19 protein-coding genes are annotated in these 26,570 nt (G+C 62.8%); 10 read left to right on the top strand and 9 right to left on the bottom strand.

The features are described from left to right. The first annotated feature begins 155 nt into the window (after window positions 1–155). From scpA to ACYQ2U_RS07565, 5 genes are all read left to right on the top strand, one after another. Window positions 156–2,309, top strand: a complete 2,154-nt coding sequence (gene scpA, locus ACYQ2U_RS07585) for a methylmalonyl-CoA mutase (RefSeq protein ID WP_459949752.1) — start codon at window positions 156–158, stop codon at window positions 2,307–2,309. Between the two features lie 22 nt (window positions 2,310–2,331). Then, window positions 2,332–3,324 (top strand): methylmalonyl Co-A mutase-associated GTPase MeaB, encoded by a 993-nt coding sequence (gene meaB, locus ACYQ2U_RS07580; protein ID WP_459949751.1) that lies wholly within the window; start codon window positions 2,332–2,334, stop codon window positions 3,322–3,324. 34 nt (window positions 3,325–3,358) lie between these two features. Further along, the gene (locus ACYQ2U_RS07575; RefSeq protein ID WP_459949750.1) at window positions 3,359–4,891 is read left to right on the top strand and encodes an acyl-CoA carboxylase subunit beta; all 1,533 of its coding nucleotides are present in this window, start codon (window positions 3,359–3,361) and stop codon (window positions 4,889–4,891) included. 21 nt (window positions 4,892–4,912) lie between these two features. After that, entirely contained in the window at window positions 4,913–6,928 is a 2,016-nt protein-coding gene (gene accC, locus ACYQ2U_RS07570; RefSeq protein WP_459949749.1) for an acetyl-CoA carboxylase biotin carboxylase subunit, read from the top strand. Between the two features lie 90 nt (window positions 6,929–7,018). Continuing rightward, window positions 7,019–8,854 (top strand): 7TM diverse intracellular signaling domain-containing protein, encoded by a 1,836-nt coding sequence (locus tag ACYQ2U_RS07565; protein WP_459949748.1) that lies wholly within the window; start codon window positions 7,019–7,021, stop codon window positions 8,852–8,854. A gap of 30 nt (window positions 8,855–8,884) precedes the next feature. Here the strand turns inward: ACYQ2U_RS07565 and ACYQ2U_RS07560 are convergent, their stop codons facing one another. Together ACYQ2U_RS07560 and lgt are read right to left on the bottom strand one after the other, a co-directional pair. Then, complete coding sequence (locus tag ACYQ2U_RS07560) at window positions 8,885–9,358, bottom strand: VOC family protein (protein WP_459949747.1); 474 nt, start codon at window positions 9,356–9,358, stop codon at window positions 8,885–8,887. Then, the gene (gene lgt / locus ACYQ2U_RS07555; protein ID WP_459949746.1) at window positions 9,355–10,149 is read right to left on the bottom strand and encodes a prolipoprotein diacylglyceryl transferase; all 795 of its coding nucleotides are present in this window, start codon (window positions 10,147–10,149) and stop codon (window positions 9,355–9,357) included. The genes ACYQ2U_RS07560 and lgt overlap by 4 nt, the downstream gene beginning before the upstream one ends. Window positions 10,150–10,361: 212 nt before the next feature. On the opposite strand from lgt, the gene ACYQ2U_RS07550 reads away from it, so the two are divergent. After that, the gene (locus ACYQ2U_RS07550) at window positions 10,362–12,668 is read left to right on the top strand and encodes an alkaline phosphatase (RefSeq protein ID WP_459949745.1); all 2,307 of its coding nucleotides are present in this window, start codon (window positions 10,362–10,364) and stop codon (window positions 12,666–12,668) included. A 5-nt stretch (window positions 12,669–12,673) separates the two neighbouring features. Continuing rightward, a complete protein-coding gene (locus tag ACYQ2U_RS07545) occupies window positions 12,674–13,012 on the top strand; it encodes a carboxypeptidase-like regulatory domain-containing protein (protein WP_459949744.1) in 339 nt (112 codons plus the stop codon). A 12-nt stretch (window positions 13,013–13,024) separates the two neighbouring features. On the opposite strand, the gene ACYQ2U_RS07540 is transcribed toward ACYQ2U_RS07545, so the two are convergent. The 7 genes from ACYQ2U_RS07540 to kdpF form a co-directional block, all read right to left on the bottom strand. Further along, entirely contained in the window at window positions 13,025–14,917 is a 1,893-nt protein-coding gene (locus ACYQ2U_RS07540; RefSeq protein ID WP_459949743.1) for a potassium transporter Kup, read from the bottom strand. Window positions 14,918–15,053: 136 nt separating this feature from the next. Then, a complete protein-coding gene (kdpE, locus tag ACYQ2U_RS07535; protein ID WP_459949742.1) occupies window positions 15,054–15,749 on the bottom strand; it encodes a two-component system response regulator KdpE in 696 nt (231 codons plus the stop codon). Beyond that, window positions 15,746–18,442, bottom strand: a complete 2,697-nt coding sequence (gene kdpD / locus ACYQ2U_RS07530) for a two-component system sensor histidine kinase KdpD (RefSeq protein ID WP_459949741.1) — start codon at window positions 18,440–18,442, stop codon at window positions 15,746–15,748. Before kdpD ends, kdpE begins: the two co-directional genes overlap by 4 nt. Before the next feature lie 93 nt (window positions 18,443–18,535). Then, window positions 18,536–19,114, bottom strand: coding sequence for a potassium-transporting ATPase subunit KdpC (gene kdpC, locus ACYQ2U_RS07525; protein ID WP_459949740.1), 579 nt, complete (start codon window positions 19,112–19,114; stop codon window positions 18,536–18,538). A 25-nt stretch (window positions 19,115–19,139) separates the two neighbouring features. Beyond that, the gene (gene kdpB / locus ACYQ2U_RS07520; protein ID WP_459949739.1) at window positions 19,140–21,206 is read right to left on the bottom strand and encodes a potassium-transporting ATPase subunit KdpB; all 2,067 of its coding nucleotides are present in this window, start codon (window positions 21,204–21,206) and stop codon (window positions 19,140–19,142) included. Between the two features lie 17 nt (window positions 21,207–21,223). Further along, window positions 21,224–23,032 carry a potassium-transporting ATPase subunit KdpA gene (kdpA, locus tag ACYQ2U_RS07515; protein ID WP_459949738.1) on the bottom strand — a complete coding sequence of 603 codons (1,809 nt, stop codon included), beginning with the start codon at window positions 23,030–23,032 and terminating at the stop codon, window positions 21,224–21,226. Then, on the bottom strand, window positions 23,029–23,121 hold the full coding sequence (gene kdpF / locus ACYQ2U_RS07510; RefSeq protein ID WP_459949737.1) for a K(+)-transporting ATPase subunit F: 93 nt from the start codon (window positions 23,119–23,121) through the stop codon (window positions 23,029–23,031). The genes kdpA and kdpF overlap by 4 nt, the downstream gene beginning before the upstream one ends. Window positions 23,122–23,532: 411 nt before the next feature. Between kdpF and ilvD the strand changes: the two genes are divergently transcribed. From ilvD to ACYQ2U_RS07495, 3 genes are all read left to right on the top strand, one after another. Further along, window positions 23,533–25,389, top strand: coding sequence for a dihydroxy-acid dehydratase (ilvD, locus tag ACYQ2U_RS07505; RefSeq protein WP_459949736.1), 1,857 nt, complete (start codon window positions 23,533–23,535; stop codon window positions 25,387–25,389). 144 nt (window positions 25,390–25,533) lie between these two features. After that, window positions 25,534–25,980 (top strand): FecR family protein, encoded by a 447-nt coding sequence (locus tag ACYQ2U_RS07500; protein ID WP_459949735.1) that lies wholly within the window; start codon window positions 25,534–25,536, stop codon window positions 25,978–25,980. After that, complete coding sequence (locus ACYQ2U_RS07495; protein ID WP_459949734.1) at window positions 25,980–26,561, top strand: OmpA family protein; 582 nt, start codon at window positions 25,980–25,982, stop codon at window positions 26,559–26,561. Before ACYQ2U_RS07500 ends, ACYQ2U_RS07495 begins: the two co-directional genes overlap by 1 nt. Window positions 26,562–26,570: the final 9 nt, after the last annotated feature.

Genomic DNA, 26,570 nt, shown 5'->3' with positions numbered 1-26,570 from the left:
CTTGCGGCTCTCTTGCATTCATAATTATGGATAACGTATTATGTGAGGGTGGGTGCTGTCAAGGCCGAAGGCCGGCATTGCACCACAAAATCACGCAAAATCAGCAACCCGGCCCCCCAGGGCCGCATAGACCATCAATAGAGACAGGGCCGAACATGAGCAAGTATCCTCAAGTGGACATTCCTTCCCTCGACGCCTGGAACAAGGCTGCCGCCAAGTCCGCCCCCGGCGGCGATGTCAGCGCCCTGAACTGGACCACCCCCGAAGGTTTGACCGTCAAGCCCCTGTACACCGCCGAGGACATCAAGGGCCTGCCCTACGCCGACACCCTGCCCGGTTTTGCCCCCTACCAGCGCGGCCCCCAGGCCACCATGTACGCCGCCCGGCCCTGGACCATCCGCCAATACGCCGGCTTCTCCACCGCCGAAGCCTCCAACGCCTTCTACCGCAAGGCCCTGGCGGCCGGTGGCCAAGGCGTGTCCGTGGCCTTCGACCTGGCCACCCACCGCGGTTACGACTCCGACAATCCCCGCGTCGTCGGTGACGTGGGCAAGGCCGGTGTGGCCATCGACTCCGTGGAGGACATGAAGATCCTGTTCGACGGCATTCCCCTCGACAAGATTTCCGTCTCCATGACCATGAACGGCGCCGTGCTGCCCATCCTGGCGGGCTACATCGTCGCCGCCGAGGAACAGGGCGTGTCCCAGGAACAGTTGTCCGGCACCATCCAGAACGACATCCTCAAAGAGTTCATGGTGCGGAACACCTACATCTACCCGCCCAAGCCCTCGATGAAGATCATCGCGGACATCTTCGCCTACACCGCGAAGAACATGCCCAAGTTCAACTCCATTTCCATTTCCGGTTATCACATCCAGGAAGCCGGGGCCAACCAGGCCATCGAACTGGCCTTCACCCTGGCCGATGGCATGGAATACGTGCGCACCGGCATCGCTTCCGGCATGGACGTGGACACTTTCGCCGGCCGCCTGTCCTTCTTCTGGGCGGTGGGCATGAACTTCTATCTGGAAATCGCCAAGATGCGCGCCGGCCGCCAGCTGTGGTGGCGCATCATGCAGAAGTTCGGCGCCAAGAACGCCAAGTCCATGATGTTGCGCACCCACAGCCAGACTTCCGGCTGGTCCCTGACCGAGCAGGATCCCTACAACAACGTGGTGCGTACCACCATCGAAGCCATGGCGGCCGTGTTCGGCGGTACCCAGTCCCTGCACACCAACGCCCTGGACGAAGCCATCGCCCTGCCCACCGAGTTCTCCGCCCGTATCGCGCGTAACACCCAGCTCATCATCCAGGAAGAAACCCATATCTGTAACGTGGTGGACCCCTGGGCCGGCTCCTACATGATGGAAAAGCTGACCCAGGACATGGCCGACAAGGCCTGGGCCATCATCGAGGAAATCGAAGCCATGGGCGGCATGACCAAGGCCGTGGAATCCGGCTGGGCCAAGATGCAGGTGGAAACCTGCGCCGCCGACAAGCAGGCCCGCATCGACTCCGGCAAGGACGTGATCGTCGGTGTGAACAAATACAAGCTGGCCAAGGAAGACGAGATCGACATCCTCGACATCGACAACCACGCCGTGCGCGAAGCCCAGATTGCCCGTCTCAAGAGCATCCGCGCCAGCCGCGACAGCGCCGCCGTCAATGCGGCCCTGGAAGCCCTGACCAAGGCCGCCGAAAGCGGCGAAGGCAACCTGCTGGACTTGACCGTCAAGGCCATCCGTCTGCGTGCTACCGTAGGCGAAGTGTCCGACGCGCTGGAAAAGATCTTCGGTCGCTTCCGCGCCAACAACCAAACCATTTCCGGGGTGTACGGAGGCGTCGTGGAAGGTCAGGAAGGCTGGGAGCAGATCAAGGCCGACGTGGCCAAGTTCGCCGAAGAAGAGGGCCGTCGCCCTCGCATCATGATCGCCAAGCTGGGCCAAGACGGCCACGACCGGGGCGCCAAGGTGGTGGCCACCGCCTACGCCGACCTGGGCTTCGACATCGACATGGGCCCCCTGTTCCAGACCCCCGATGAAGCCGCCCGCCAGGCCATCGAGAACGACGTGCACGCCATCGGCTGTTCTTCCCTGGCCGCCGGCCACAAGACCCTGGTGCCCCAGTTGATCCAGTCCCTGAAGGCCCAAGGCGCCGACGACATCATCGTCTTCGCCGGCGGTGTGATCCCTGCCCAGGACTACGATGCGCTATTGGCTGCGGGCGCCAAGGCCGTGTTCGGCCCCGGTACCCGCATCGAGGATTCCGCCCGCAAGGTGCTGGAAGAAATCCGCAAGGCCCGCGCCTGATCCCGGGCATCACGGCAGCTTCATGGTGCAGGCCCATCCGCTCTCGGCAGCCGACCAGACACTGGTGGACAGTGTCCTGGCCGGCCAGCGCCGTGCACTGGCCAAATCCATCACCCTGATCGAATCCACTCGGCTGGATCACCAGCAGCGCGCCCAGCAGGTGCTGGCGGCGCTGCTGCCCCACACCGGCAAGGCCATCCGCATCGGTATTTCCGGCGTGCCCGGTGCCGGCAAGTCCACCTTCATCGAAGCCCTCGGTGTCTGGTTGATCGACCAGGGCAAGCGCCTGGCGGTGCTGGCCATCGATCCCTCGTCGTCGGTGAACGGCGGCTCCATCCTGGGCGACAAGACCCGCATGGAGCAGTTGTCCCAGCGCGAGGAGGCCTTCATCCGCCCCAGCCCCTCCGCCGGTTCCCTCGGCGGCGTCGCCGAGAAGACCCGGGAAGCCATGCTGCTCTGCGAAGCCGCCGGCTACGACGTGATCATCATCGAGACCGTGGGCGTCGGCCAGTCCGAAACCACCGTGGCCGGCATGGTGGACATGTTCTGCCTGCTGCAATTGCCCAATGCCGGCGACGACCTGCAAGCCATCAAGAAGGGCATCGTCGAGATCGCCGACCTGGTGGTGATCAACAAGGCCGACATCGATCCCCAGGCCACCGCCGTGGCCAAGGCCCAATGGAAAAACGCCCTGCACATGCTGCGGCCGGCTTCTGCCCACTGGTCGCCGCCGGTGGTGGCCCTATCCGCCCTGCACAAGCAGGGCATCGTCGACTTCTGGGAACAGGTGGAGAAATTCCAGGCCGCCCTCAAGCCCAGCGGCGAATTCGCCGCCAAACGCCAACATCAGTCCCTGGCCTGGATGTGGCAGCTGATCGAAAGCGGCCTGCATCAATTGTTCCGTCATCATCCCCGCGTGCAGGAAAACCTGCCCGCGTATACCCGCGCCGTCGAGGAGGGCCGTAGCACACCCGCTGCTGCCGCCTACGCCCTGCTCGATTGTCTGAACCACTGAACCACGTCACCCGATTTTCTATAGGGAGTTTTCCATGTACGACATCATCCATCAGCTCGAGGAAAAGCGCGAAAGGGCCCGCCTCGGCGGGGGCCAGAAGCGTATCGACAGCCAGCACAAGAAGGGCAAGCTGACCGCGCGGGAACGCATCGAACTGCTGCTCGATCCGGGCACCTTCGAAGAATGGGACATGTTCAAGGAGCACCGCTGCACCGACTTCGGCATGGCCGACCAGCAGATTCCCGGTGACGGCGTGGTGACCGGCTACGGCACCATCAACGGCCGCATGGTGTTCGTCTTCTCCCAGGACTTCACCGTCTACGGCGGCGCCCTGTCCGAGACCCACGCCGAGAAGATCTGCAAGATCATGGAGAAGGCCATGCAAGTGGGCGCCCCCGTGATCGGCCTCAACGACTCCGGCGGTGCCCGGATCCAGGAAGGCGTCGCCGCCCTGGGCGGTTACGCCGACGTGTTCCAGCTCAATGTGATGGCTTCGGGTGTCGTGCCCCAGATCTCCATGATCATGGGCCCCTGCGCCGGCGGTGCGGTGTATTCCCCCTCCATGACCGACTTCATCTTCATGGTGAAGGACACCTCCTACATGTTCGTCACCGGTCCTGAAGTGGTGAAGACCGTGACCCACGAAGAAGTGACCGCCGAGGAACTGGGTGGCGCCGTGACCCACACCAGCAAGTCCGGCGTGGCCGACCTGGCCTTCGAGAACGACGTGGACGCGCTGGTCATGCTGCGTCGCTTCTTCAGCTACCTGCCCTTGAACAACAAGGAAAAGCCGCCCATCCGTCCCACCAACGATCCCGCCGATCGTCTGGACTACAGCCTGGATACCCTGGTGCCGGACAATGCGAACAAGCCCTACGACATCAAGGAACTGATCATCAAGATGGTGGATGACTGCGACTTCTTCGAGTTGCAGCCCGACCACGCCAAGAACATCGTGATCGGCTTCGCCCGCATGGAAGGCCAGACCGTGGGCATCGTCGCCAACCAGCCCATGGTGCTGGCCGGCTGCCTGGACATCAAGTCCTCCATCAAGGCCGCCCGCTTCGTGCGCTTCTGCGACAGCTTCAACATCCCCGTCATCACCCTGGTGGACGTGCCCGGCTTCATGCCCGGCACCGCCCAGGAATACGGCGGCATCATCAAGCACGGCGCCAAGCTGCTCTACGCCTACGCCGAGTGCACCGTGCCGAAGATCACCGTGATCACCCGCAAGGCCTACGGTGGCGCCTACGACGTGATGTCCTCCAAGCACTTGCGCGGCGACGTGAACCTGGCTTGGCCCAGCGCCGAAATCGCCGTGATGGGTGCCAAGGGTGCCGTGGAAATCATCTTCCGCGAGGACAAGAACGATCCGGTCAAGCTGGCCGAGCGGGAAGCCGAGTACAAGTCCAAGTTCGCCAACCCCTTCATCGCCGGCGCCCGGGGCTTCATCGACGACGTGATCCAGCCCCACGAAACCCGCAAGCGCATCTGCCGTTCCCTGGTGATGCTGAAGAACAAGCAACTGACCAATCCGTGGCGCAAGCACGGCAACATTCCGCTGTGATGCCGGGGAGGAAATAGAGACATGTTTACCAAAATCCTGATTGCCAACCGCGGTGAAATCGCCTGCCGCGTCATCAAGACCGCCCGCAAGATGGGCATCAAGACCGTTGCCGTCTATTCCGAGGCCGACAAGGACGCCCTGCACGTGGAGCTGGCCGACGAGGCCGTGTGCATCGGCCCCGCGCCGTCCAAGGACAGCTACCTGGTGATGGACAAGATCATCGCCGCCTGCAAGGAAACCGGCGCCCAGGCCGTGCACCCCGGCTACGGCTTCCTTTCCGAGAACGAGGCCTTCTCCCGCCGTCTGGCTGAGGAAGGCATCAAGTTCATCGGCCCCCTGGCCCACTCCGTGGCCGCCATGGGCGACAAGATCGCCTCCAAGAAGCTGGCCAAGGAAGCCAAGGTCAACACCATTCCTGGCTACAACGATCCCATCGACACCCCCGAACAGGCCGTCGAGATCGCCAAGGGCATCGGCTATCCGGTGATGATCAAGGCCTCCGCCGGCGGCGGCGGCAAGGGTCTGCGGGTGGCCTTCAACGACAAGGAAGCCCACGAAGGTTTCGCTTCCTGCAAAACCGAAGCCAAGAATGCCTTCGGTGACGATCGCGTCTTCATCGAGAAGTTCGTGGAAGAACCCCGCCACATCGAAATCCAGGTGCTGGGCGATTCCCACGGCAACGTGGTTTACCTCCACGAGCGCGAGTGCTCCATCCAGCGCCGTCACCAGAAGGTGATCGAGGAAGCACCGTCCCCCTTCATCGACCCCGCCACCCGCAAGGCCATGGGCGAACAGGCCGTGGCCCTGGCCAAGGCCGTGCAGTACGAATCCGCCGGCACCGTGGAATTCGTGGTGGGCAAGGACAAGAGCTTCTACTTCCTGGAAATGAACACCCGCCTCCAGGTGGAACACCCCGTCACCGAGTGCATCACCGGCCTCGACCTGGTGGAGCAGATGATCCGCGTGGCCGCCGGCGAAAAGCTGGCCTTCAAGCAGGAAGACCTGAAGATCAACGGCTGGGCCATGGAATGCCGGATCAACGCCGAGGATCCCTTCCGCGGCTTCCTGCCCTCCACCGGTCGCCTGGTCAAGTTCCAGCCCCCGGCCCAGACCATGGTCGCCGCCGCGCCCATGCCCGCCAGCGGCGGCGTACGGGTGGATACCGGCGTCTATGAAGGCGGCGAGATCTCCATGTACTACGACTCGATGATCGCCAAGCTCATCGTGCACGGTGCCACCCGCGACCAGGCCATCGCCCGTATGCGCGAAGCCCTCAACGCCTTCGTCATCCGTGGCGTGGCCGCCAACATCTCCTTCCAGGCCGCCCTGATGCAGCATCCCCGCTTCATCTCCGGCAACTTCAACACCGGCCTGATCGCCGAGGAGTATCCCAAGGGCTTCAACGCCGCCGACGTGCCCCACGACGACCCCGCCATGATCGTGGCCGTGGGCGCCGCAATCCATCGCCAGTACCTGGAACGCAGCAGCAGCATCAGCGGCCAGATGCCCGGCCATGAGTTCAAGCCCGGCGACGACTACGTAGTGATCCGCGGCGACGAGCACCATCCGGTCTCCGTCAAGCCCGCCGAGGGTGGTTTCGACATCACCTACGCCGGCCAGACCTACACCGTGCGCTCCGACTGGAACTTCGGCGATCTGCTGTACACCGGCACCTTCAACGGCGAACCGTTCTGCATGCAGGTGGAACGCCATGGCCTCAAGTACCGCCTGTTCCATTGGGGCACCGTGGCCAACCTGCTGGTGCTGGACGGCCATGCCGCCGAACTGCAAAAGCTGATGCCCTTCAAGGCACCGCCCGACATGTCCAAGTACCTGCTCTCCCCCATGCCCGGTCTGCTGACCGAAGTGGCGGTGAAGGTGGGCCAGGAAGTGAAGGCCGGCGAAGTGCTGGCCAAGATCGAGGCCATGAAGATGGAAAACGTCCTCAAGGCCGAACGTGACTGCGTGGTGGAAAAAATCCAGGCCGCCCCCGGCGAAAGCCTCTCGGTGGACCAGGTGATCATCGCCTTCAAGTAAGGCAGCGCCCTGCCCCGGATGCAACGCCATCCGGGGCAGGAGCTTGCGGCCCGGTTTCCCAGACCGCATAGCCGATTAGAATGGGGGCACATGCCCCTGTTCGTCCTTCTCCTTTTTCTCGTCCCCTGCCTCGCCTGGGCCGAACCGATCACCGTCCAGGACGGCGTCGGCCATTACGACTTGGCGGGCCGGGTGGAAATCCTGCGGGACCCCGACAATCGCCTGACGATCCAGGACATCGTCCAGGGCAAGGCGGCGTTCCAGTCCCTGTCCTCCGACGAAAATCTCAGCCTGGGTTATTACAACGGCACCGTCTGGCTCAAGACCGTGGTGCGCACCCCGCCGTCGGGCAGCAAGGACGCCTGGCTGCTGGAACTCGCCTTTCCCACCCTGGATTCGGTGACCTTTTACCGCAACCAAGCCTGGGGCGAATACACGGGGCTGGAAACCGGCGACCACACCCTGTTCGCCACCCGCCCCATCAACCACCGCAATTACGTTTTCCCCCTCGACCTGGCTAGCGCCCCGGCCGGCACGCCGCAAACCTACTATTTGCGCATCCGCTCCCAGGGCAGCCTCACCCTGCCCCTCGCCCTCTGGAGCAGTCAGGCCTTCCTTCAATACAACCAACAGGGCTACGGCATCCTGGCCCTGTATTTCGGCGCCTTCCTGGCGATGGCGATCTACAACCTGATCCTGTTCTTCTCCCTGCGGGACCGGGTGTTCCTGATCTACGTGGCCTTCGTCACCAGCATGGCCATCGGCCTGTCCAGCCAATATGGCCTGGCCTACCAGTTCCTCTGGCCCCAGTCGCCCCTCATCGCCAACGTGGCCTATCCCAGCGGCTTCGCCCTGACCGGCATGTTCGGCGCCCTGTTCACCCGCCGCTTCCTCGACACGCCCCGGCACGTCCCGCGCTCCGACCGCTTCCTCAAAATCCTCATCGGCCTGTTCGCCTTCAACGCGGTGCTGCCCTTCGTCCAATACCAGTGGGGGGCCATCTTCGTCTCCCTCACCGCCACGGTGTTCTCACCCTTCGCCCTGGCCCTGGGCATCTGGTTCGTCCGTCGTCGCCACCACGGCGCCCGCTTCTATCTGGCGGCCTGGGGCCTGCTGCTGATCTTCACCACCACCATGTCCCTGCGCAACCTGGGCTGGTTGCCGAGCAACTTCATCACCCTCAACGGCATGCAGATCGGTTCGGCCCTGGAGATGATGCTGCTCTCCTTCGCCCTGGCCCACCGTTACAACATGCTGCAACAGGAAAAGGAATCGGCCCAGCAGGAAGCCCTGCTGTCCAAGCAGAACATGGTGGAGGCCCTGCAACAAAACGAATATCTGCTGGAACAACGGGTGACCGACCGGACCCAGGAGCTGGAAAAGGCCAACGCCAAACTCCAGGAAAGCCAGAAACTGCTGCGGGAAATGGCCCACCACGACGCCCTCACCGGCCTCGCCAACCGGCTGCTGCTGGACATCCACCTGGAACACGCGATGCAGTCGGCCTCGCGCCAAGGCGGGACGGTGGCGGTGATGCTGCTGGACCTGGACGGCTTCAAGCCGGTGAATGATCAGTACGGCCACGGCGGCGGCGACGACTTGCTGATCGAACTGGCCCTGCGCATGCAGGGCATCGTCCGTCAAAGCGACACGGTGGCCCGCCTTGGCGGCGACGAATTCATCATCCTGCTGGAATCGGTGGCCTCGGTGGAAGCCGCCATGGCCGTGGCGGACAAGCTGATCGAGGCCCTCTGCCGTCCGGTGCGGCTCTCCGCGGGGCCCCACGTCCAGGTGGGCGTGAGCATCGGCGTCACCCTGATGACGGAGCGGGACATCACCCGCGAAGCCTTGATCGCCCGGGCCGACCTGGCCATGTACGAGGCCAAGGCCGCCGGCGGCAAGCGGGCCTGTTTCAAGGCCGGCTAGGCCCGCCCAGGGCGGGCCGGAAATCGGGATTCAGCCCGCCAGCTTGGCGAAGGCGTCCACCACTTCCTTCGGGGCCTGCACCAGTTCGATCAGCACGCCCTCGCCACCAATGGGGAACTCCTCGTTGCCCTTGGGGTGCAGGAAACAGATGTCGAACCCGGCCGCGCCCTTGCGGATGCCGCCGGGGGCGAAACGCACGCCGTTGGCCGTCAGCCATTCCACCGCCTTGGGCAGATCATCGATCCACAGCCCCACGTGGTTCAGGGGGGTGGCGTGCACGGCGGGCTTCTTTTCCGGGTCCATGGGCTGCATCAGGTCCACTTCCACCTTGAAGGGGCCCGTACCCATGGCACAAATGTCCTCGTCCACGTTTTCCCGTTCGCTCTGGAAAGTGCCGGTCACTTCCAGGCCCAGCTTGTCCACCCAGAGGGTCTTGAGCTTTTCCTTGCTGGGGCCGCCAATGGCGATTTGCTGGATGCCGAGTACTTTGAAGGGACGGGTCATTGGGTTTTCTCCTGACGATAGGCATGGATGAGCATGAGGATTCCGATCACGATCATGGGCAGGGACAACCACTGACCCATGCTGACCAGATAGGAATGGCCGAACACCCCGGCATCGGGTTCGCGGAAGTATTCGCCGATCCAGCGGAACGTACCATAGCCCACCAGGAAAACACCTGACACGGCCCGGCGCGGCCGGGGCTTGGCGGAATAGAACCAGAGAATCAGGAACAGCAGCAGCCCCTCCATGCCGGCTTGGTAAAGCTGGGAAGGATGGCGCGGCAGGTCGTCCACCTGGGGGAACACCATGGCCCAGGGCAGGCTGGGATCGGCCGCGCGGCCCCACAACTCACCGTTGATGAAGTTGCCGATGCGACCCGTCATCAGGCCCAGGGGCACCAGGGGAGCGATGAAATCGGTGACCTGGAAAAAACTGCGACCGGTCTTGTGGCCGAACCAGGCCATGGCCACCAGCACGCCGAGGAAACCGCCATGGAAGCTCATGCCGCCTTTCCACACGGCGAGGATTTCCAGGGGCTGACTGAAATAGTAGCCGGGCTCGTAGAACAGCACCTGACCCAGGCGGCCGCCGATCACCACGCCGAGCACGCCGTAGAACAACAAGTCGTCGATGTCCCGCGGCAACCAGCCGTTGAGCACGTTCTGCCGGGCCCGATAGTGGCCCAGGCCCATGAAGGCCATGAAACCGACCAGGTACATCAGCCCGTACCAGCGAATGGCCAGGGGTCCCAGGTGCAGGGCGACGGGGTCGAATTGGGGATGGATCAGCATCGGCGAACGGGGGTATGGAACGAGACGGCCATTATAAGGACCAGGGTGGGTTCGCCCCGACGGCATTGGCGTCGGGCTCACTCTCAGGGAGCCAGCGTGATCGACAACGGACATCCCGCCGTGGCCCGCAGCAGCCGGCTGTGGTGACATAAAATTGTCATCAAAGGGGCGTATCCACCGGGGTTTCCCTGATCGCACCCTCCGGAGCCTCCATGTCAGCCCGCCATTCTTTCCCCCGCACGTCCGCCCTTCTGGTTTCCCTTGCCCTGGCACTGCTGGCCCAGCCCACCCTGGCCGGCCAGGACGACGACGCCCCTTTCAAGAGCGACGGCAAGAGCCGCAACGCCAGCGACCCCATCTATTTCGGCGGCAAGCTGGCGGACTTTCCCACCCATGCCGAGCCGGAATCGGGTCTGCGCATCTTCCCGCCCACGGGCACCGAGCTGTTCGCCGGCCAGCGTTTCGACCTGCGGGTGGAAACCCAGTTGCCCGCCGAGCGCAGCGTCCAATTGCTGCGTCTTCGCGTGAACGGCAAGGATGTGACCGAGGCCTTCAGGGCCCGCATCGCGCGCCAGGGCAACGGCCCCGAGTCCGGCACGCCCCAGAGTTCCCTACTCTTCGGCGCCTCCGCCCGCAACCTGAGCTTCGACAAGCCGGGCCGCTACGAAGTGCAGGTCGACGTGGCGGTGGACGGCGTCAGCCGCAGCATCCGCAACCACTACGACGTGGCGGCGGCACCCAATCCCAAGGCGGCGGATGCCGCCAAGCGCATCGTCTTCTTCCTTACCGACGGTACCGGCCTGCCCCTGCGCACCGCCGCCCGCATTGCTTCGCGCGGCGTGTTCGAGGGCCGCGCCCGGGACCGCCTAGCCATGGAAAAGATGCCGGTCCAGGGTCTGTCCATGACCGCCGCCTTCGACACCATCATCACCGACTCCGCCCCCGGCATGGCCAGCCTGGTCACCGGCATGAAGCAGGCCAACAACGCCCTCAACGTGAGTCCGGACAACACGCCGGAAAACGCCCTGGACAATCCCCGCATCGAAACCATTTTCGAGTACATGAAGCGGGTCCACGGCTGGAAGATCGGCGTGGTCACCGACGCCTTCCTGGCCGACGCCACCCCCGCCGCCACCGTGGCCCACAGCCGTTCCCGCCGCATCTACAACGCCATCACCCAGCAGATGATCGGCTGGTACGCCGACGGCAGCGCCCAGCCCAAGAGCGGTTACGCGGCCCTGGCCGCCCTGGCCCAGCCCCTGGACGTGATGCTGGGCGGCGGCGCAGCCTACTGGTTGAAGGAGAGCAATCCGCAACTGGCGGAGTTCTATCAATACGGCAAGGGCGGTCGCAAGGACGTAGACCTGGTGGCCGACGCCGCGCCCAAACTGGGCTACGGCGTGGTGCGCAACGGGGATGAACTCAAGGTCGCCCCCAACAACCGCAAGCTGTTGGGCCTGTTCACCGGCGAATTCCGTCCCGCCTCCAGCGGCCTCGGCCCCGACAACATTCCCGGCGTGCTGGATCGCCTCGCCGCCCGGGGTGCCGCCACCATTCACGGCAAGGGCGTGAACGACGCCGAGTTGGCCCTCAACCTGGCGCCGCCCAAAGGCAAGGGCTGCGGCGACACCGTGGCTGAATGCTTCCGCAAGGTGCCCATGAAAACCGAAATGGCGGACAAGGCCATCGACGTGCTGGAAGGCCTCTCCGGCGGCAAGGGGGGATGGATCCTGCTGGTGGAGCAATCCCAGACCGACAAGTTGGGCCACATCCTGGAATACGACCGGGTGGTCTATGAAGTCATCGAGGCCGACAACACCGTGGCCGCCGTGGGCAAGAAACTGGCATCCCTCAAGGAGGGCAAGCGCAGCCTGCGTGTCGTCACCTCCGATCACGCCCAGCCGGAAACCCTGGGCGGCGTCGTGCTCACCGACGCCCTGGTGGGTGGGCCGAATTCCTGTTTTGCCAGCAGCGACAATGCCTTTCCCGTGTTGCTGGGCGCCGCCAGCGATCCGGATCGTCCCTGCCCCTTACAGGATGCCCTGGGCACCTTCAACGACGCCACGCCGCCCACCTATGTGGACGCCAATGGCGACGGTTTCCCGGACGATCCCGATCCCGCCATCAAGCTGGTGATCGAAGACGGCTTCCGCCCGGCCTACAGCACCAGCTACCGCACCAACCCCTATCCCCTGGAGCCCTCCTTCAACGGCAAGAACAGCGCGGGCAAGGCCATTGAACGCACCGCCCTGCCCAATCCCCAGCGCCAGCCCGAGGGCCTGTTCATGAGCGGCAACCTGCCCACCGCCAACGTCAGCGGCGGTGCCAACAAGACCAGCGGCGCGGTGAACATCGCGCCCCACGCCGGCGATGACGTGCCCGTCTCCGCCGACGGTGCCGGCGCCAACCATTTCAGCGGCGTCTATGAGAACACCAGCATCACGCCACGACTGGTACGCGCCCTCGGCGGCAAGGGGAATGTCCCCGGCGCGAGCGGCGGCATGGTGACGGGATGGTGAATTCCATGCGCGCAAACACGCTGCGGCGAACCTTGCCTTGGCTCCTTGTCCTGGCCGCCTTGCCAGCCTCGGCCCTGACCCTCACCGGTCGGGTAGTGGATAGCCAGGAGCAACGCAGTTACGAGGGTGCCCGCATTCGGCTGGGCGACGGGGCCATGGTCAGCAGCGATGGCCAGGGCTTCTTCCGCCTGCCCGACGTTGCCCCCGGGCCGCGCCTGCTGGCCGTGGAACTGCCCGATGGCGAGCGCTTCACGGTGCGCCTGCAAGTCCCGGCCCGGCCGTCCTGGTTTGTCGAACTGGACCGGGCCCGCCACAGCCCGCCCAAGGACGACGACGAGTACTGAGCCGCGTGGTGCTCAGAGCACCACTTGGGCACCCAGTTCCACCACTCGCCCGGGGGGGAGCTGGAAATAGGTCGCCGCGCTGCCGGCATTGCGGAACAGGGTGACGAACAGCACCTCGCGCCAGAAGGGCATGTCCGACTTGAGCTTGGGAATCAAGGTTTCCCGGCCGAGGAAGAAGGTGGTGTCCATGGTGTCCAGGGCCAACCCCTGCTCGCCGCACCAATCCAAGGCCGCCGGCAAGTCCGGCTGGTCCATGAAACCGTAGAAGACCCGCACCCGCCAGAAGTCGTTGGCCAGCTTTTCCACCTGGATGCGCTGGGACTCGGCCACCCGGGGCACATCCAGCACCTTGACGGTGGTCAGCACGACGCGTTCGTGCAGGGCCTTGTAGTGCTTGAGGCTGTGCAGCAGGGCATGGGGCACGCCGTCGGGATTGGTGGTGAGGAAAACGGCGGTACCGGGCACCCGGGTCACGCTGCCAGGACCACAACTTTGAATAAACGCGTCCACCGGAATGGACTCCGCCTCCAGGCGCCGGCTCAGCAGATTGCGCCCCTGCTTCCAGGTGGTGAGCAAGAGGAACACCAGCAGGCCGAAGGCCAGGGGAAACCAACCGCCATCGGCGATCTTGAGGGCGTTGGCGAAGAAGAAGGCCAGGTCGATGATGAGGAAGGGCGTGGCGCCGAGCAGGGCCCGCCACAGGGGCCAGCCCCAGAGCCAGTAGGCGACGCAGAAGGCCAGCACGCTGGTGATAGCCATGGTGCCGGTCACCGCGATGCCGTAGGCCGCCGCCAGATTGGTGGAGGAGCCGAAACCCAGCACCAGGGCCATGACGGCGATCATCAGGGTCCAGTTGATGCCCGGCAGGTAGATCTGGCCGATTTCCTTGGCCGAGGTGTGATGCACCTCCAGGCGCGGCGAGTAGCCCAGTTGCATGGCCTGCTGGGTCATGGAGTAGGCGCCGGAAATCACCGCCTGGGAGGCGATCACCGTGGCAATGGTGGCCAGGGCCACCATGGGCAACAAGGCCCATTCCGGCGCCAGGCGATAGAAGGGATTGTCGATGGCACTGGGATCGTCCAGCAGCAAGGCGCCCTGGCCAAAATAGTTGAGCACCAGGGAAGGCAGCACTAGGCCCAACCAGGCCAACTGGATCGGCTTGCGACCGAAGTGGCCCATGTCGGCGTACAGGGCCTCGGCCCCGGTCAAGGCCAGCACCACGGCGCCAAGGGAAAGAAAGGCCAGCCTGGGCTGGGCGAAGAAGAAGGCCAGGCCGTGACTTGGGTCCAGGGCCAGCAGCACGCGGGGATGGTCCACGACGTTGAGCACGCCGAGCACCGCCAGGGTCAGGAACCACAGCCCGCAGATGGGGCCGAACAACTTGCCGACACTGCCGGTGCCATGGCGCTGGATGAGGAACAGGCCCGCCAGCACCGCCAGGGTGATGGGGATGATGTAGGGCTTGAAGGCCGGGGTCGCCACTTCCAGTCCCTCCACCGCCGACAGCACCGAGATGGCCGGGGTGATGACACCGTCGCCGTAGAACAGCGCCGCGCCGAACAGGCCCAGGCCGAGGATCACCGCCTGGCGCCGGCTGCCGGCCGGCGTGGGCCGCAGGGCCAGGGCCATCAGCGCCATGATGCCGCCCTCGCCCTTGTTGTCGGCCTTGAGGATGAAGGCCACGTACTTGAGGGTGACCACCACCATCAGGGACCAGAAGATCAGGGAGAGAATGCCCAACACATTGTCCGGGGTGATGGGCACCGGATGGTGGGCCCCGGCAAAGACCTCCTTCATGGTGTAGAGGGGGCTGGTGCCGATGTCGCCGTAGACGACGCCGAGGGCGGCAAGAGAAAGTGCCGCAATGCCATCCTTTTCACGGATGGAGAGAGAAGTGGGGTTCATCGCAAACTCGGTTGATTGAAGGCATGGGGTATGGACGACAAAAGCCACAACCCTTCGCCGACTATTGTTGCGATGCGGGTATAAAAATTGTGTAAAAAAGCTTGGCAGGGTGGCTGCCAAGGCCATCAAGAAGGCATCAACGGGGAATAAAGCGATACCCGATGCCGGACTCCGTCACAAAATGCTGAGGTTGTGAGGGGTCATTTTCGAGTTTCTTACGCAAATGCCCCATGTAGATGCGCACATAGTGGCTGTCGTCCCCATGGGAGGGGCCCCAGACATTGCGCAACAACTGGCGATGGGTCAATACGCTATCGGGATTTGCAATCAGGTAGGTCAGCAGGCGGTATTCGATCGGGGTCAGATGTAACGCAACCCCACTCCGTTCAACCGTCCGTCGAGTCAAGTCCACCCGATTGTCGCCAAATTCGAATACGGTCTGCCCGGTTTCGCTGCTACGGGAGTGACGCCGTAGTTGAGCCCGTACCCGCGCCAACAGTTCGCCAATGCTAAAGGGTTTCGTTAGGTAGTCGTCGGCACCGGCGTCGAGGGCGTCGATCTTGTCGGCTTCGGCGGTTCTGGCGGACAGCACGATGACGGGGATCCCCGACCAGGTACGCAGATCGCGGATGAAGTCCACGCCATTACCGTCCGGCAGTCCCAGATCCAGCACGACCATGTCGGGCTTGCGTGTCCCCGCCTCGATCAGCCCGCGCTTGAGGGAGTCGGCTTCATGGACGTCGCACCCTTCGCTCTCCAAGGCCATGTGAATAAAACGGCGAATAGCGGGCTCGTCTTCAACCACGATCACCACGGGAGCCGGATCATTCATGCCAATTCCTGTTCATCGAAGGCCGGAGGCGTCCCTCGCGGCAAGGTGAAAATAAACCGGGCGCCACCTCCCGGCCGATTTTCGGCGCGGATGTGTCCGCCGTGCGCTTCAATGATGGCACGACAAATAGTCAAACCGAGACCGACCCCGGGAGTGGCGCTTTCTTTTTGACCCCGGGCGAATTTTTTGAAAATTTCCTCCTCACCTCCCACCGGTAGTCCTGGACCATTATCCGCCACCCAGACCTCCACCTCCTGGGGCCGCGCCTGGGCGCCCACCTCAATCGTGCTACCGGATGGAGTGTACTTGGCGGCATTTTCCAGGAGATTGACGAGCACACGCTCCATCAGCACGGCATCGAACTCCAGCAAGGGAATATCGTCCGGCAGACGGGCTTGGGTTAAGTGTCCCGCCAGGGGAAGTCGGGTTGCCTTCAGGGCGCTCCCCACGACTTCCTCCAATGGTTGCCATTGCCGATTCAGTTGGACCTCGCCAGATTGCAAGCGAGCCATATCGAGCAAATTGTTCACCAGGGCATTCATGCGCAGCGCCTCTTCGCGGATATCCCCTGCGATTTCCTCCTGTTGCGGCGACAGTGGCGGCTGCGTCAGATAGAAGGATTCGGCGAGGCCAATCAATGCGGTCAAGGGTGTGCGCAAATCATGAGAAATCGCCGAGAGCAGGGAGTTGCGCAAACGTTCCGACTCCACCTGGACCATCGTACTGCGCGCAATGTCCACATAGTGGATACGCTCCAATGAAATGGCGATCAGGCTGGCAAAAGTGTCCAACAGACGACGTTGTTCCGGGATCAGCAGACGCTGAGGGTTCTGCGCTTCAATGGCAAGCACGCCTCGAATGCGCATCGGCGCCTTGAGCGGCAAATAAAGCAGCGGACTGGCGGACAGGGTATTGGTGCCATTGCCAGCAGACTCCTGATGATCGAAAGCCCATTGGGCAATCCCCGGGTCAAACGCCGCGCCGGGGATTCCGCTTTGAATCGTCGTCAGTTGGTCATTGTCATCTGCCAACAAGATGGTCGAGTGGGCATCGAAACCGGTGGATAAGAACTGGTGGCTGACCTCGGCAATCTGTTCCGGCAGCAGTGCAGCGGACAGATCCCGCGACATCTCATACAGCGCACGCACCCGTGCCTCGCGCTGGGTGGCGATGCGCGCCTGGTAACGCATGCTGGCCATCAACTGCCCGGTGATCAAGCCAACGACGAGCAGGATGACAAAAGTCATCAGATACTGCACGTCGCTGACGGCAAAGGACAAACGAGGGGAAACAAAGAAAAAGTCGAAAATCCCCACACTGAGAAAAGAGGCCAGCACCGCCGGCCCCCTCCCCCAGCGCACGGCGATCAGAACAACGGCCAACAGGAACAGCATGACGATGTTGGCCAGATCAAAGTATTTGTACAACGGCCAGGCGACAAAGCCGGCGAAGGCGCACGCCAACGCGCTATACAGGTAGGATTTCCAGTGAATCGTCTCGTCGATCGGATTCAGTTCATCTCGCTTTCCCCAGTGCGGACGGGTTTCCGTCGCATTGTTTCTAGCCACCTGTATCACGTCGATATCTGGCGCTTGGCGTCCGATTCTGTCGGCAAAGGACAAGTGCCATGGCCGCCAGCGGCGGGGGTGATCGCGACCGACGACAATTTTGGTCAGGTTGTAGCGGCGGGCATGCTCCACGGCCTTTTGCACGGCATCCTCGCCCGACAAGGTTGTCGTTTGCGCCCCGCTACTCTCCGCCAGCTTGAGGGAGGACAGGATTCGGTCACGGCGGGCCTCGGGCAAACGCTGTAACTCAGTAGTTTCCACATACACCGCATGCCAGGGCACGTCCAACTGATTGGCCAGTCGCGCCGCGCTACGGATGATTTTGTCGTTCCCTTCACCAGGACCGATACAAACCAACAGCGACTCTCTCGTTTTCCATACCGCGGATACCGACTGATCGCGTCGGTAACGCTGCATCTGATCGTCCACCCGATCGGCCGTGCGGCGTAGGGCGAGTTCCCGCAGGGCAATCAAATTACCCTTGCGGAAAAAATTGCGTATGGCCCGTTCCGCTTGATGCGGCAGATAAACCTTGCCCTCCTTGAGTCGCTGTAGCAATTCATCCGGGGGCAAATCCACCAACACGACCTCGTCCGCCAAGTCGAATATCCGATCGGGAACTGTCTCCCAGACTCGAATGCCAGTAATGCCCCCCACCACATCGTTGAGCGTTTCCAGGTGTTGAACGTTCACGGTGGAATAAACATCAATGCCTGCCGCCAATAGCTCTTCCACATCCTGCCAGCGCTTGGGATGACGAGAACCCTCCACATTGGAATGGGCCAACTCATCCATCAGAATCAGGGCCGGCTTGCGTGCCAGTGCGGCGTCCAGGTCAAACTCCTTCAGCACCCGCCCCCGATAGCTCACTTCTTTCATGGGCAGCCGCTCAAGACCAACCACCATGGCCTCGGTTTCCCTACGGCCATGGGTTTCCACCACGCCAACCAGCACATCGACACTCAATGCCTGCTGTTGCCGTGCCGCGGCGAGCATCGCGTAGGTTTTGCCGACCCCGGCAGAAGCGCCAAAAAATACTTTCAATTTCCCCCGGCGGGCACGGGCCTCGTCTTCTTTCAGGCGATCCAACAACTGATCTGGGTCTGGACGTTGGTTAGTGATCATCGGATAGGCTGGGAACAGTTGGCGACAACAATAGGAGCTTGCAGCACGATCCGCCAATGGTACTTGGCCCTAGGCGGCGCAGACCCGGCAAGTCTACTTACCTGCAATCCGGTCAAGGTCAAGATTCAGCGTCAACACGTTCACCCGGGGCTCACCGAGCAAGCCGAATTGTCGCCCTTCCGTATGTTGCTCAACCAGCGCAGACACTTCGACCACGGATAATTTCCGTGCTCGTGCCACACGGCTGACCTGGTAGCTCGCCGCCGCCGGGCTGATATGAGGATCAAGACCGCTCGCTGAAGCCGTCACAAGATCGACCGGAATCGGTAAGTGGTTTTCCGGATCCACCGCCCGGAGGGTTTCGATGCGACTCTTGACCGCTTCGATCAAGGCGGGATTGGTTGGTCCCAGATTGGAACCACCGGAAGCGGCGGCATTGTTCGCCTGGGGAGCAGTGGCCGACGGACGGCCCCAGAAGTGGCCTGGATCGGAGAAGTTTTGCCCGATCAGGCGCGAACCGATGGCCTTGCCGTCTTGCTCGATCAGACTGCCCGACGACTGGTGCGGAAACACCACCTTGGCCAGACCAGTCACCGCCAGAGGGTAGGCCAAGCCGGTGATGACCGAAAGAGCAATAAAAAGAGAAGCAGCGGGACGCAGGATGTTGCTCATGGAATGTCTCCTTGTAATGCCCGAACTACGCCAAGCCGGCAGCGGCAATGACCATGTCGATCAGTTTTATCCCGATGAAGGGAACGATCACACCACCGAGACCGTAAATCAGCAGATTGCGGCGCAACAGAATGGCGGCACCGAGGGGCCGGTACTTCACCCCCTTCAACGCGAGCGGAATGAGGAACATGATGATCAACGCATTGAAGATCACCGCCGAAAGAATCGCCGAGGCGGGACTGGCCAAGTTCATCGCATTGAGGGCCGAGAGTTGTGGATAAGTACTGACGAAGGCCGCCGGAATGATGGCGAAATATTTGGCAATATCGTTGGCGATACTGAAGGTTGTCAGGGAGCCCCGAGTCATCAACATTTGCTTCCCGGTTTCGACGATCTCGATCAGCTTGGTCGGATTGGAGTCAAGATCAACCATGTTCCCCGCCTCCTTCGCAGCTTGCGTACCGGTGTTCATGGCCACCGCCACATCCGCCTGCGCCAAGGCTGGCGCATCGTTGGTGCCATCACCAGTCATGGCCACCAGGCGTCCAGCGGCTTGGTGCTGACGAATCAGAGCCAGCTTGGCCTCAGGCGTGGCCTCTGAAAGGAAATCATCCACCCCGGCCTCGGCGGCGATGGCGGCGGCAGTGAGTCGGTTGTCACCGGTGATCATCACCGTCTTGATGCCCATCCGGCGCAACTCGGCAAATCGCTCCTTGATTCCGCCTTTGACGATGTCTTTGAGTTCGATGACACCCAAGACCTTGTCGCCTTCCGCCACGACCAGAGGGGTACTCCCGCGCCGCGCCACTTCATCCACGCAGCCGAGCACAGAGGTCGGGAAGGTTCCGCCAAGGGATTCAACATACTGGCGAACGGCGTCCGCAGCCCCCTTCCGAATCGATCGATCCCCCAGATCCACCCCGCTCATGCGCGTTTGGGCCGAGAAGTGCACAAAATGGGCGTCCAGGGCCTGAATATCCCTCTCCCTCAACCCAAATCTCTGTTTGGCAAGCACCACGATGCTGCGCCCTTCCGGCGTTTCGTCGGCAAGGGAGGCCAATTGGGCAGCATCGGCCAACTCCGCCTCAGTCACCCATTGCGCCGGAATGAAGGCGGTCGCTTGCCGATTGCCCAAGGTGATGGTGCCCGTCTTGTCCAGCAACAGGACGTCAACATCGCCTGCGGCCTCCACGGCACGCCCCGAGGTGGCAATCACGTTGGCCTGCATCAAACGACTCATGCCGGCCACGCCGATGGCCGAGAGCAGGCCGGCGATGGTGGTGGGGATCAGACAAACCAGTAGCGCGATCAGCACCGTGATGCTGACGGGGGAACCGGCTCCGGATGCCGCCACGCTGAACATGGAGAAGGGCAGTAATGTCACCACCACGCCGAGAAAAACGATGGTCAGCGCCACCAAAAGGATGGTCAGGGCGATTTCATTGGGCGTCTTTTGCCGCTTGGCGGCCTCCACCATTGAAATCATGCGATCAAGGAAGGTCTCACCCGGATTCACGGTCACCTTGACCACAATCCAGTCGGACAAAACCCGGGTGCCGCCGGTGACGGCGGAAAAGTCGCCGCCAGACTCCCGGATCACAGGTGCCGACTCGCCCGTAATGGCAGACTCGTCCACCGAGGCAACCCCTTCGATCACCTCGCCATCGGCAGGAATGGTTTCTCCTGCCTGCACCAGGATCACGTCGCCTTTGCGCAGATCGGCGGCGGGCAACGTGTGCCACTCGGCACCAAAGCGTGGGTCATGCAGTTTTTTCGCCCAGGTTTCCTTCTTCAAGCCGCGCAGTGAAGCCGCTTGGGCCTTGCTGCGACCTTCGGCCAAAGCCTCGGCAAAATTTGCGAACAACACGGTGAACCACAGCCAGAGGGATACGGCGAGAATGAAACCTGAAGGCGCTTCGCCTTGGCCGCTCATGGCCTGAATCCAAAAGGCCGAAGTCAGCAGACTGCCGACATAGACCACGAACATCACCGGATTGCGCCACTGCACGGCCGGGTTGAGTTTGCGGAAGGAGTCGACGATGGCCGGCCGGATCAAGGTCGGGTCGAACATGGCAAGTTTTTTGTGTGTCATCACGCTTCTCCTTTGCCTCAATGACCGGACCAAAGCATCAAATGCTCGACTACCGGACCAAGAGCGAGTGCAGGGACATAGTTAAGTGCCCCGACCAGAATCACGGTGCCGATCAACAACACCACGAACAGGGGGCCATGGGTGGGCATGGTGCCGACGCTGGTAGCGATGCGTTTCTTGGCGGCCAGGGAACCGGCCAGCGCCAGGACCGGCACGATCACGCCGAAACGGCCGAACCACATGGCGATAGCCAGCATGACGTTGTAGAAGGGCGTATTGGCCGAGAGACCGGCAAAGGCACTGCCGTTGTTATTGGCCGCCGACGTAAAGGCATAGAGAATTTCCGAGAAACCGTGGGCACCGGGATTGGCGACGCCAGCAATGCCGGCTGTCGATACCAAGGCGACCGCGGTCCCCGCCAACACCAGCAAAGGGGTGACCAAAATGGCGATGGAAACCATCTTCATCTCGAAGGACTCGATCTTTTTTCCCAGGTATTCCGGTGTTCTGCCGATCATCAAGCCAGCGATGAAAACAGCCAAGATGGCGAAGACCAGCATGCCGTAGAGACCGGTGCCGACCCCGCCAAACACCACTTCGCCCAGCATCATGTTCCAGAGGGGAACAAAGCCCCCCATGGGGGTGAAGGAATCATGCATGGCATTGACCGCGCCGCAGGAAGCCAAGGTGGTGATGGTGGCGAACAGACTGGAATCGGCAATGCCGAAACGTGCCTCCTTGCCTTCCATGTTGCCGCCGGCCTGAAGAACGGAAGCCGACTGATCGACGCCAATTTGCGCCAAGGCGGGATTACCCAGTTGCTCGAAGAAAATTGCCGCCATCGCCATGGCCGCGAAAAGAAGGGTCATCGTGGTCAAAACCGCCCAACCCTGGCGGCTGTCTCCCACCATCCGCCCAAAGGTGACGCACAGGGCCCCGGGGATAAGAAAAATCGACAGCATTTGGATGAAGTTGGAAAGCGGTGTCGGATTCTCAAAGGGATGGGCCGAGTTGGCATTGAAAAAACCTCCGCCATTGGTTCCCACCATCTTGATCGCTTCCTGAGAGGCCACCGGCCCCATGGCCAGGGTTTGAATGCGGGTTTCGGCCGGTCGCGTGATGACCTCACCCTTTTCATTTTTCAACGGCTGTCCATCAGCATCCATCTGGGGATCGTCATAGTGGGTAACTTCCACGGTGGTCACCTCCTTGTAGGCATCGAGGTTCTGGATAACACCCTGGCTCACCAGAAAGACCGAATAAACCAGGCAGAGGGGGAGCAGCACGTAGAGCGTGACGCGGGTCAGGTCCACCCAGGCATTCCCTACAGTCTTGGCCGAGTGGCGGGCAAAACCCCGGATCAACGCGATGACGACAACAATACCGGTGGCGGCAGAAAGGAAGTTCTGCACCGTCAGGCCAAACATCTGGGTCAGGTAACTCATGGTGGCCTCGCCGGCATACCCCTGCCAATTGGTGTTGGTGGCAAAGCTAACGGCGGTATTGAAGGATGAGTCCGGGCTGACATTGGCCAGCTGCTGGGGATTCAGCGGTAACCAGAGTTGCAGCCGTTGCAACCCGTACACCGCCATGGCGCCGAAGGCATTGAAGACCAATATGGCCACTGCGTAGTGCAGCCAGCCCATTTCCTGATCTTTACGCACGCCGCAAAGACGATAGAGCATAGATTCGATCGGACTACCGACACGCTGTAGAAAATTGGCGCGCCCTTCCATGATGTCGGCGATGAAAGTGCCCAAGGGGTTCACCAAGAGCAGCAAGCTCAACAAAAACAATCCGAGCAGGAGCCAGGCATGATTTGTCATGTGAAATCCTCCGGGTTAAGCAGGGCTGCGATCAAATAAACCAGCAGTCCTACGGCAGCAATGGCACTGACGATGGTGATCCAGCTCATTTCTCCCCTCCCAGCCGGGCACAGCCTTTGGCCATGCCAAGAAAAACAAATAAAAACAGAACGATGCCTGCAAAATAGACGACGTCCATGACCACTCCCCTTGTGTATTGGGACAAAGCCATCCTAGTCAGAGGTGTCTAAAAATTTTGCAAAAAGAAGGGATGGGGCAATAGGAATACCGTAAAAAAAAACGACCATCTGCTGTCAGGACAACGACAGCCGTCCGCCGCCACTATTGGTCTGCCGGCGGTTTTGGCGAGCCGCCGGCTCGCAGTAGCCAGGGCTGGGTGCGGAACGGGTTGCTCCTCCTTTCCCGAACCGCACCCCAGTCAGGGTCATTCCCCTCCCCGCGGGAGGGGACGGCGGGGCTAAAATGCGCGGCTCGACTTTGCGCATTCCCGGAGCCCCACCATGCCCGCATACCGTTCCCGCACTTCCACCCACGGCCGCAACATGGCCGGCGCCCGCGCCCTCTGGCGTGCCACCGGCATGAAGGACGGCGACTTCGGCAAGCCCATCATCGCCGTGGTGAACTCCTTCACCCAGTTCGTCCCCGGCCACGTGCATCTGAAGGACCTGGGCCAATTGGTGGCCCGCGAGATCGAGGCGGCCGGCGGCATCGCCAAGGAATTCAACACCATCGCCATCGACGACGGCATCGCCATGGGCCACAGCGGCATGCTGTATTCCCTGCCCAGCCGCGACCTGATCGCCGACTCGGTGGAATACATGGTGAATGGCCACACCGCCGACGCCATGGTCTGCATCTCCAACTGCGACAAGATCACCCCTGGCATGCTGCTGGCCGCCATGCGCCTCAACATCCCCTGCGTGTTCGTCTCCGGCGGCCCCATGGAAGCCGGCAAGGTGCAGTGGCACGGCCAGTTCCGCAAGGTGGACCTGATCGACGCCATGATCGAAGCCGCCGACAGCCACAACAGCGACGCCGAAGTGGACAGCATGGAACGCTCCGCCTGTCCCACCTGCGGTTCCTGTTCCGGCATGTTCACCGCCAACTCCATGAACTGTCTGACCGAGGCCCTGGGCCTGTCCCTACCCGGCAACGGTTCCCTGCTGGCCACCCACGCCGACCGCAAGAACCTGTTCCTCAAGGCCGGCCGCCTGATCGTGGAACTGGCCAAGCGATACTACGAGCAGGACGACGCCTCCGTGCTGCCCCGCTCCATCGCCACCTTCGAGGCCTTCGAGAACGCCATGACCCTGGACATCGCCATGGGCGGTTCCTCCAACACGGTGCTGCACCTGCTAGCCACGGCCCGTGAAGCCGGGGTGAACTTCACCATGAAGGACATCGACCGCCTATCCCGTCGCGTGCCCTGCCTGGCCAAGGTGGCCCCCGCCACCCAGAAGTACCACATGGAGGACGTGCACCGGGCCGGCGGCATCATGGCCATCCTCGGCGAACTGGACCGGGCCGGCCTGATCCATCGCAACGCCCATACCGTCCATACCAAGACCCTGGGCGGCGCCCTGGAGCAGTGGGACGTGATGCAGACCCACGATGGCTCGGTGTTCGAGTTCTACAAGGCTGCCCCCGGCGGAGTGCCCACCCAGGTGGCCTTCAGCCAGGACAAGCGCTATCCCGAACTGGACATGGACCGCAGCAACGGCTGCATCCGCGACAAGGCCAACGCCTACTCCCAGGACGGTGGCATCGCCGTGCTGTTCGGCAACATCGCCGAGCGGGGCTGCATCGTCAAGACCGCCGGGGTGGATGACTCCATCCTCAAGTTCACCGGCCGTGCCCGGGTCTTCGAGTCCCAGGATGACGCGGTCGAGGCCATCCTGGCCGACCAGGTGGTGGCCGGCGACGTGGTGGTGATCCGCTACGAAGGCCCCAAGGGCGGCCCCGGCATGCAGGAAATGCTCTATCCCACCAGCTACCTCAAGTCCAAGGGCCTGGGCAAGGCTTGCGCCCTGCTCACCGACGGCCGCTTCTCCGGCGGCACCTCCGGCCTTTCCATCGGCCATGCCTCCCCCGAGGCGGCGGAAGGCGGGGCCATCGGCCTGGTGAACGAGGGCGACAGCATCGAGATCGACATCCCCAACCGCCGCATCCACCTGGCCGTGACCGAGGCCGAGCTGACCCGGCGCCGGGCCGAAATGTCCGCCAAGGGCGCCCACGCCTGGCAGCCGGTCAACCGCCAGCGCGTGGTTTCCCCGGCTCTCCAGGCCTACGCCGCGATGACCACCAGCGCCGACACCGGCGCGGTGCGGGACGTAAGCCAATTGAAGCGTCACAATTGAAGCGCAAATGAGGCGGCCGCGCGGTTTCCGGGCAGCAGTACCCGGAAACCGCGCCCCGCAGTCGTGACGCATCTCCTTGGCGGCGCCCGGCGGGCGCCGTAGAGTAAGCCCCTCCGCGCCCCGCGCCTTTTGTCGAGCATCGTCATGAGCCCATCGTTGCGATCCCGCATCCTGCCCCTGCTGTTGTTGCTCGCCACCTGTCCCGCCCTGGCGGCGGAATGGGCCGGCACCGTCAAGGCCGCCAGCGGCAGCGTGGAAGTGGAACGGGAGGGCAAGCGCCTGCCCCTGGCCCTGGGTGACAAGGTCTATCCCCAGGACAAGCTGCTGACCGGCAAGAACAGCCAGGTCGCGGTCACCCTGCGCGACGACACGCTGATTTCTGGCGGCCCCGACAGCCAGTTACTGATCAATGAATTCGTTTTCAATCCTTCCACCCAGAAGGGCAGCGTCGTAGTGGCCGTGCTGCGGGGCGTGAGCGCCTTCGTTTCCGGCCTGGTGGCGAAAAGCTCCCCCGACGCGATGCGGGTCACCACCCCCACCGCCACCCTGGGCATCCGCGGCACCGAATTCATCGTGGAGGTGGCCAATTGATGGACCGCCGCCTGCTTCTGCTGCCCGCCGTTGCCCTGCTGGCCGCCTGCGCCAGCGAAAAAGTCGTGCTGCTGCCCGACCGGGACGGCAAGGTAGGACGGATCGAGGTACGCACCCGGGGCGGCGCCACAGAACTGTCCCAGGCCTACGCCGTGGCGGAGGTCAGCAGCAGCGGTCCCCGCACCAGCCAGTCCGATGGCGAAGCCGTGCAACGTCGCTACGGCGCGGTGCTGGAAGGGCTGCCCTCCCGTCCGCGCCGCATTGAACTCAACTTCGAGTTCGGCTCGGACCGGCTCACCGCCCAGTCCCGGGCCCTGGTGCCGGACATCCTGAAAATGCTCAAGGACTTCCCCGCCCCCGAAGTGGTGGTGATCGGCCACACGGATTCGGTGGGCGACACCGCCTACAACGACAAGTTGTCCCTGGACCGGGCCCAGCGCATCCGCGAACTGCTGGTGGGCGCCGGCATTCCCCGCGACGTGATCCAGGTGGTGGGCCGGGGCGAACGGGAACCCCTGGTCACAGGCCGGCCCGGCGTGCCCGAGCCGCGCAACCGGCGGGTGGAGATCAAGCTGCGCTGAGGACCGCCC

Source organism: Denitratisoma sp. agr-D3, from assembly GCF_054658675.1.
This window is presented reverse-complemented; position numbering and strand designations above follow the sequence as displayed.

Coding starts and splice junctions, on each gene's coding strand:
- ACYQ2U_RS07545 (WP_459949744.1), top strand. CDS start 12,674: ATGCGCGCAAACACGCTGCGGCGAACCTTGCCTTGGCTCCTTGTCCTG.
- kdpA (WP_459949738.1), bottom strand. CDS start 23,032: ATGACAAATCATGCCTGGCTCCTGCTCGGATTGTTTTTGTTGAGCTTG.
- accC (WP_459949749.1), top strand. CDS start 4,913: ATGTTTACCAAAATCCTGATTGCCAACCGCGGTGAAATCGCCTGCCGC.
- kdpD (WP_459949741.1), bottom strand. CDS start 18,442: ATGATCACTAACCAACGTCCAGACCCAGATCAGTTGTTGGATCGCCTG.
- ACYQ2U_RS07495 (WP_459949734.1), top strand. CDS start 25,980: ATGGACCGCCGCCTGCTTCTGCTGCCCGCCGTTGCCCTGCTGGCCGCC.
- ilvD (WP_459949736.1), top strand. CDS start 23,533: ATGCCCGCATACCGTTCCCGCACTTCCACCCACGGCCGCAACATGGCC.
- kdpC (WP_459949740.1), bottom strand. CDS start 19,114: ATGAGCAACATCCTGCGTCCCGCTGCTTCTCTTTTTATTGCTCTTTCG.
- lgt (WP_459949746.1), bottom strand. CDS start 10,149: ATGCTGATCCATCCCCAATTCGACCCCGTCGCCCTGCACCTGGGACCC.
- kdpB (WP_459949739.1), bottom strand. CDS start 21,206: ATGACACACAAAAAACTTGCCATGTTCGACCCGACCTTGATCCGGCCG.
- scpA (WP_459949752.1), top strand. CDS start 156: ATGAGCAAGTATCCTCAAGTGGACATTCCTTCCCTCGACGCCTGGAAC.
- ACYQ2U_RS07550 (WP_459949745.1), top strand. CDS start 10,362: ATGTCAGCCCGCCATTCTTTCCCCCGCACGTCCGCCCTTCTGGTTTCC.
- kdpF (WP_459949737.1), bottom strand. CDS start 23,121: ATGAGCTGGATCACCATCGTCAGTGCCATTGCTGCCGTAGGACTGCTG.
- ACYQ2U_RS07565 (WP_459949748.1), top strand. CDS start 7,019: ATGCCCCTGTTCGTCCTTCTCCTTTTTCTCGTCCCCTGCCTCGCCTGG.
- kdpE (WP_459949742.1), bottom strand. CDS start 15,749: ATGAATGATCCGGCTCCCGTGGTGATCGTGGTTGAAGACGAGCCCGCT.
- meaB (WP_459949751.1), top strand. CDS start 2,332: ATGGTGCAGGCCCATCCGCTCTCGGCAGCCGACCAGACACTGGTGGAC.
- ACYQ2U_RS07540 (WP_459949743.1), bottom strand. CDS start 14,917: ATGAACCCCACTTCTCTCTCCATCCGTGAAAAGGATGGCATTGCGGCA.
- ACYQ2U_RS07560 (WP_459949747.1), bottom strand. CDS start 9,358: ATGACCCGTCCCTTCAAAGTACTCGGCATCCAGCAAATCGCCATTGGC.
- ACYQ2U_RS07575 (WP_459949750.1), top strand. CDS start 3,359: ATGTACGACATCATCCATCAGCTCGAGGAAAAGCGCGAAAGGGCCCGC.
- ACYQ2U_RS07500 (WP_459949735.1), top strand. CDS start 25,534: ATGAGCCCATCGTTGCGATCCCGCATCCTGCCCCTGCTGTTGTTGCTC.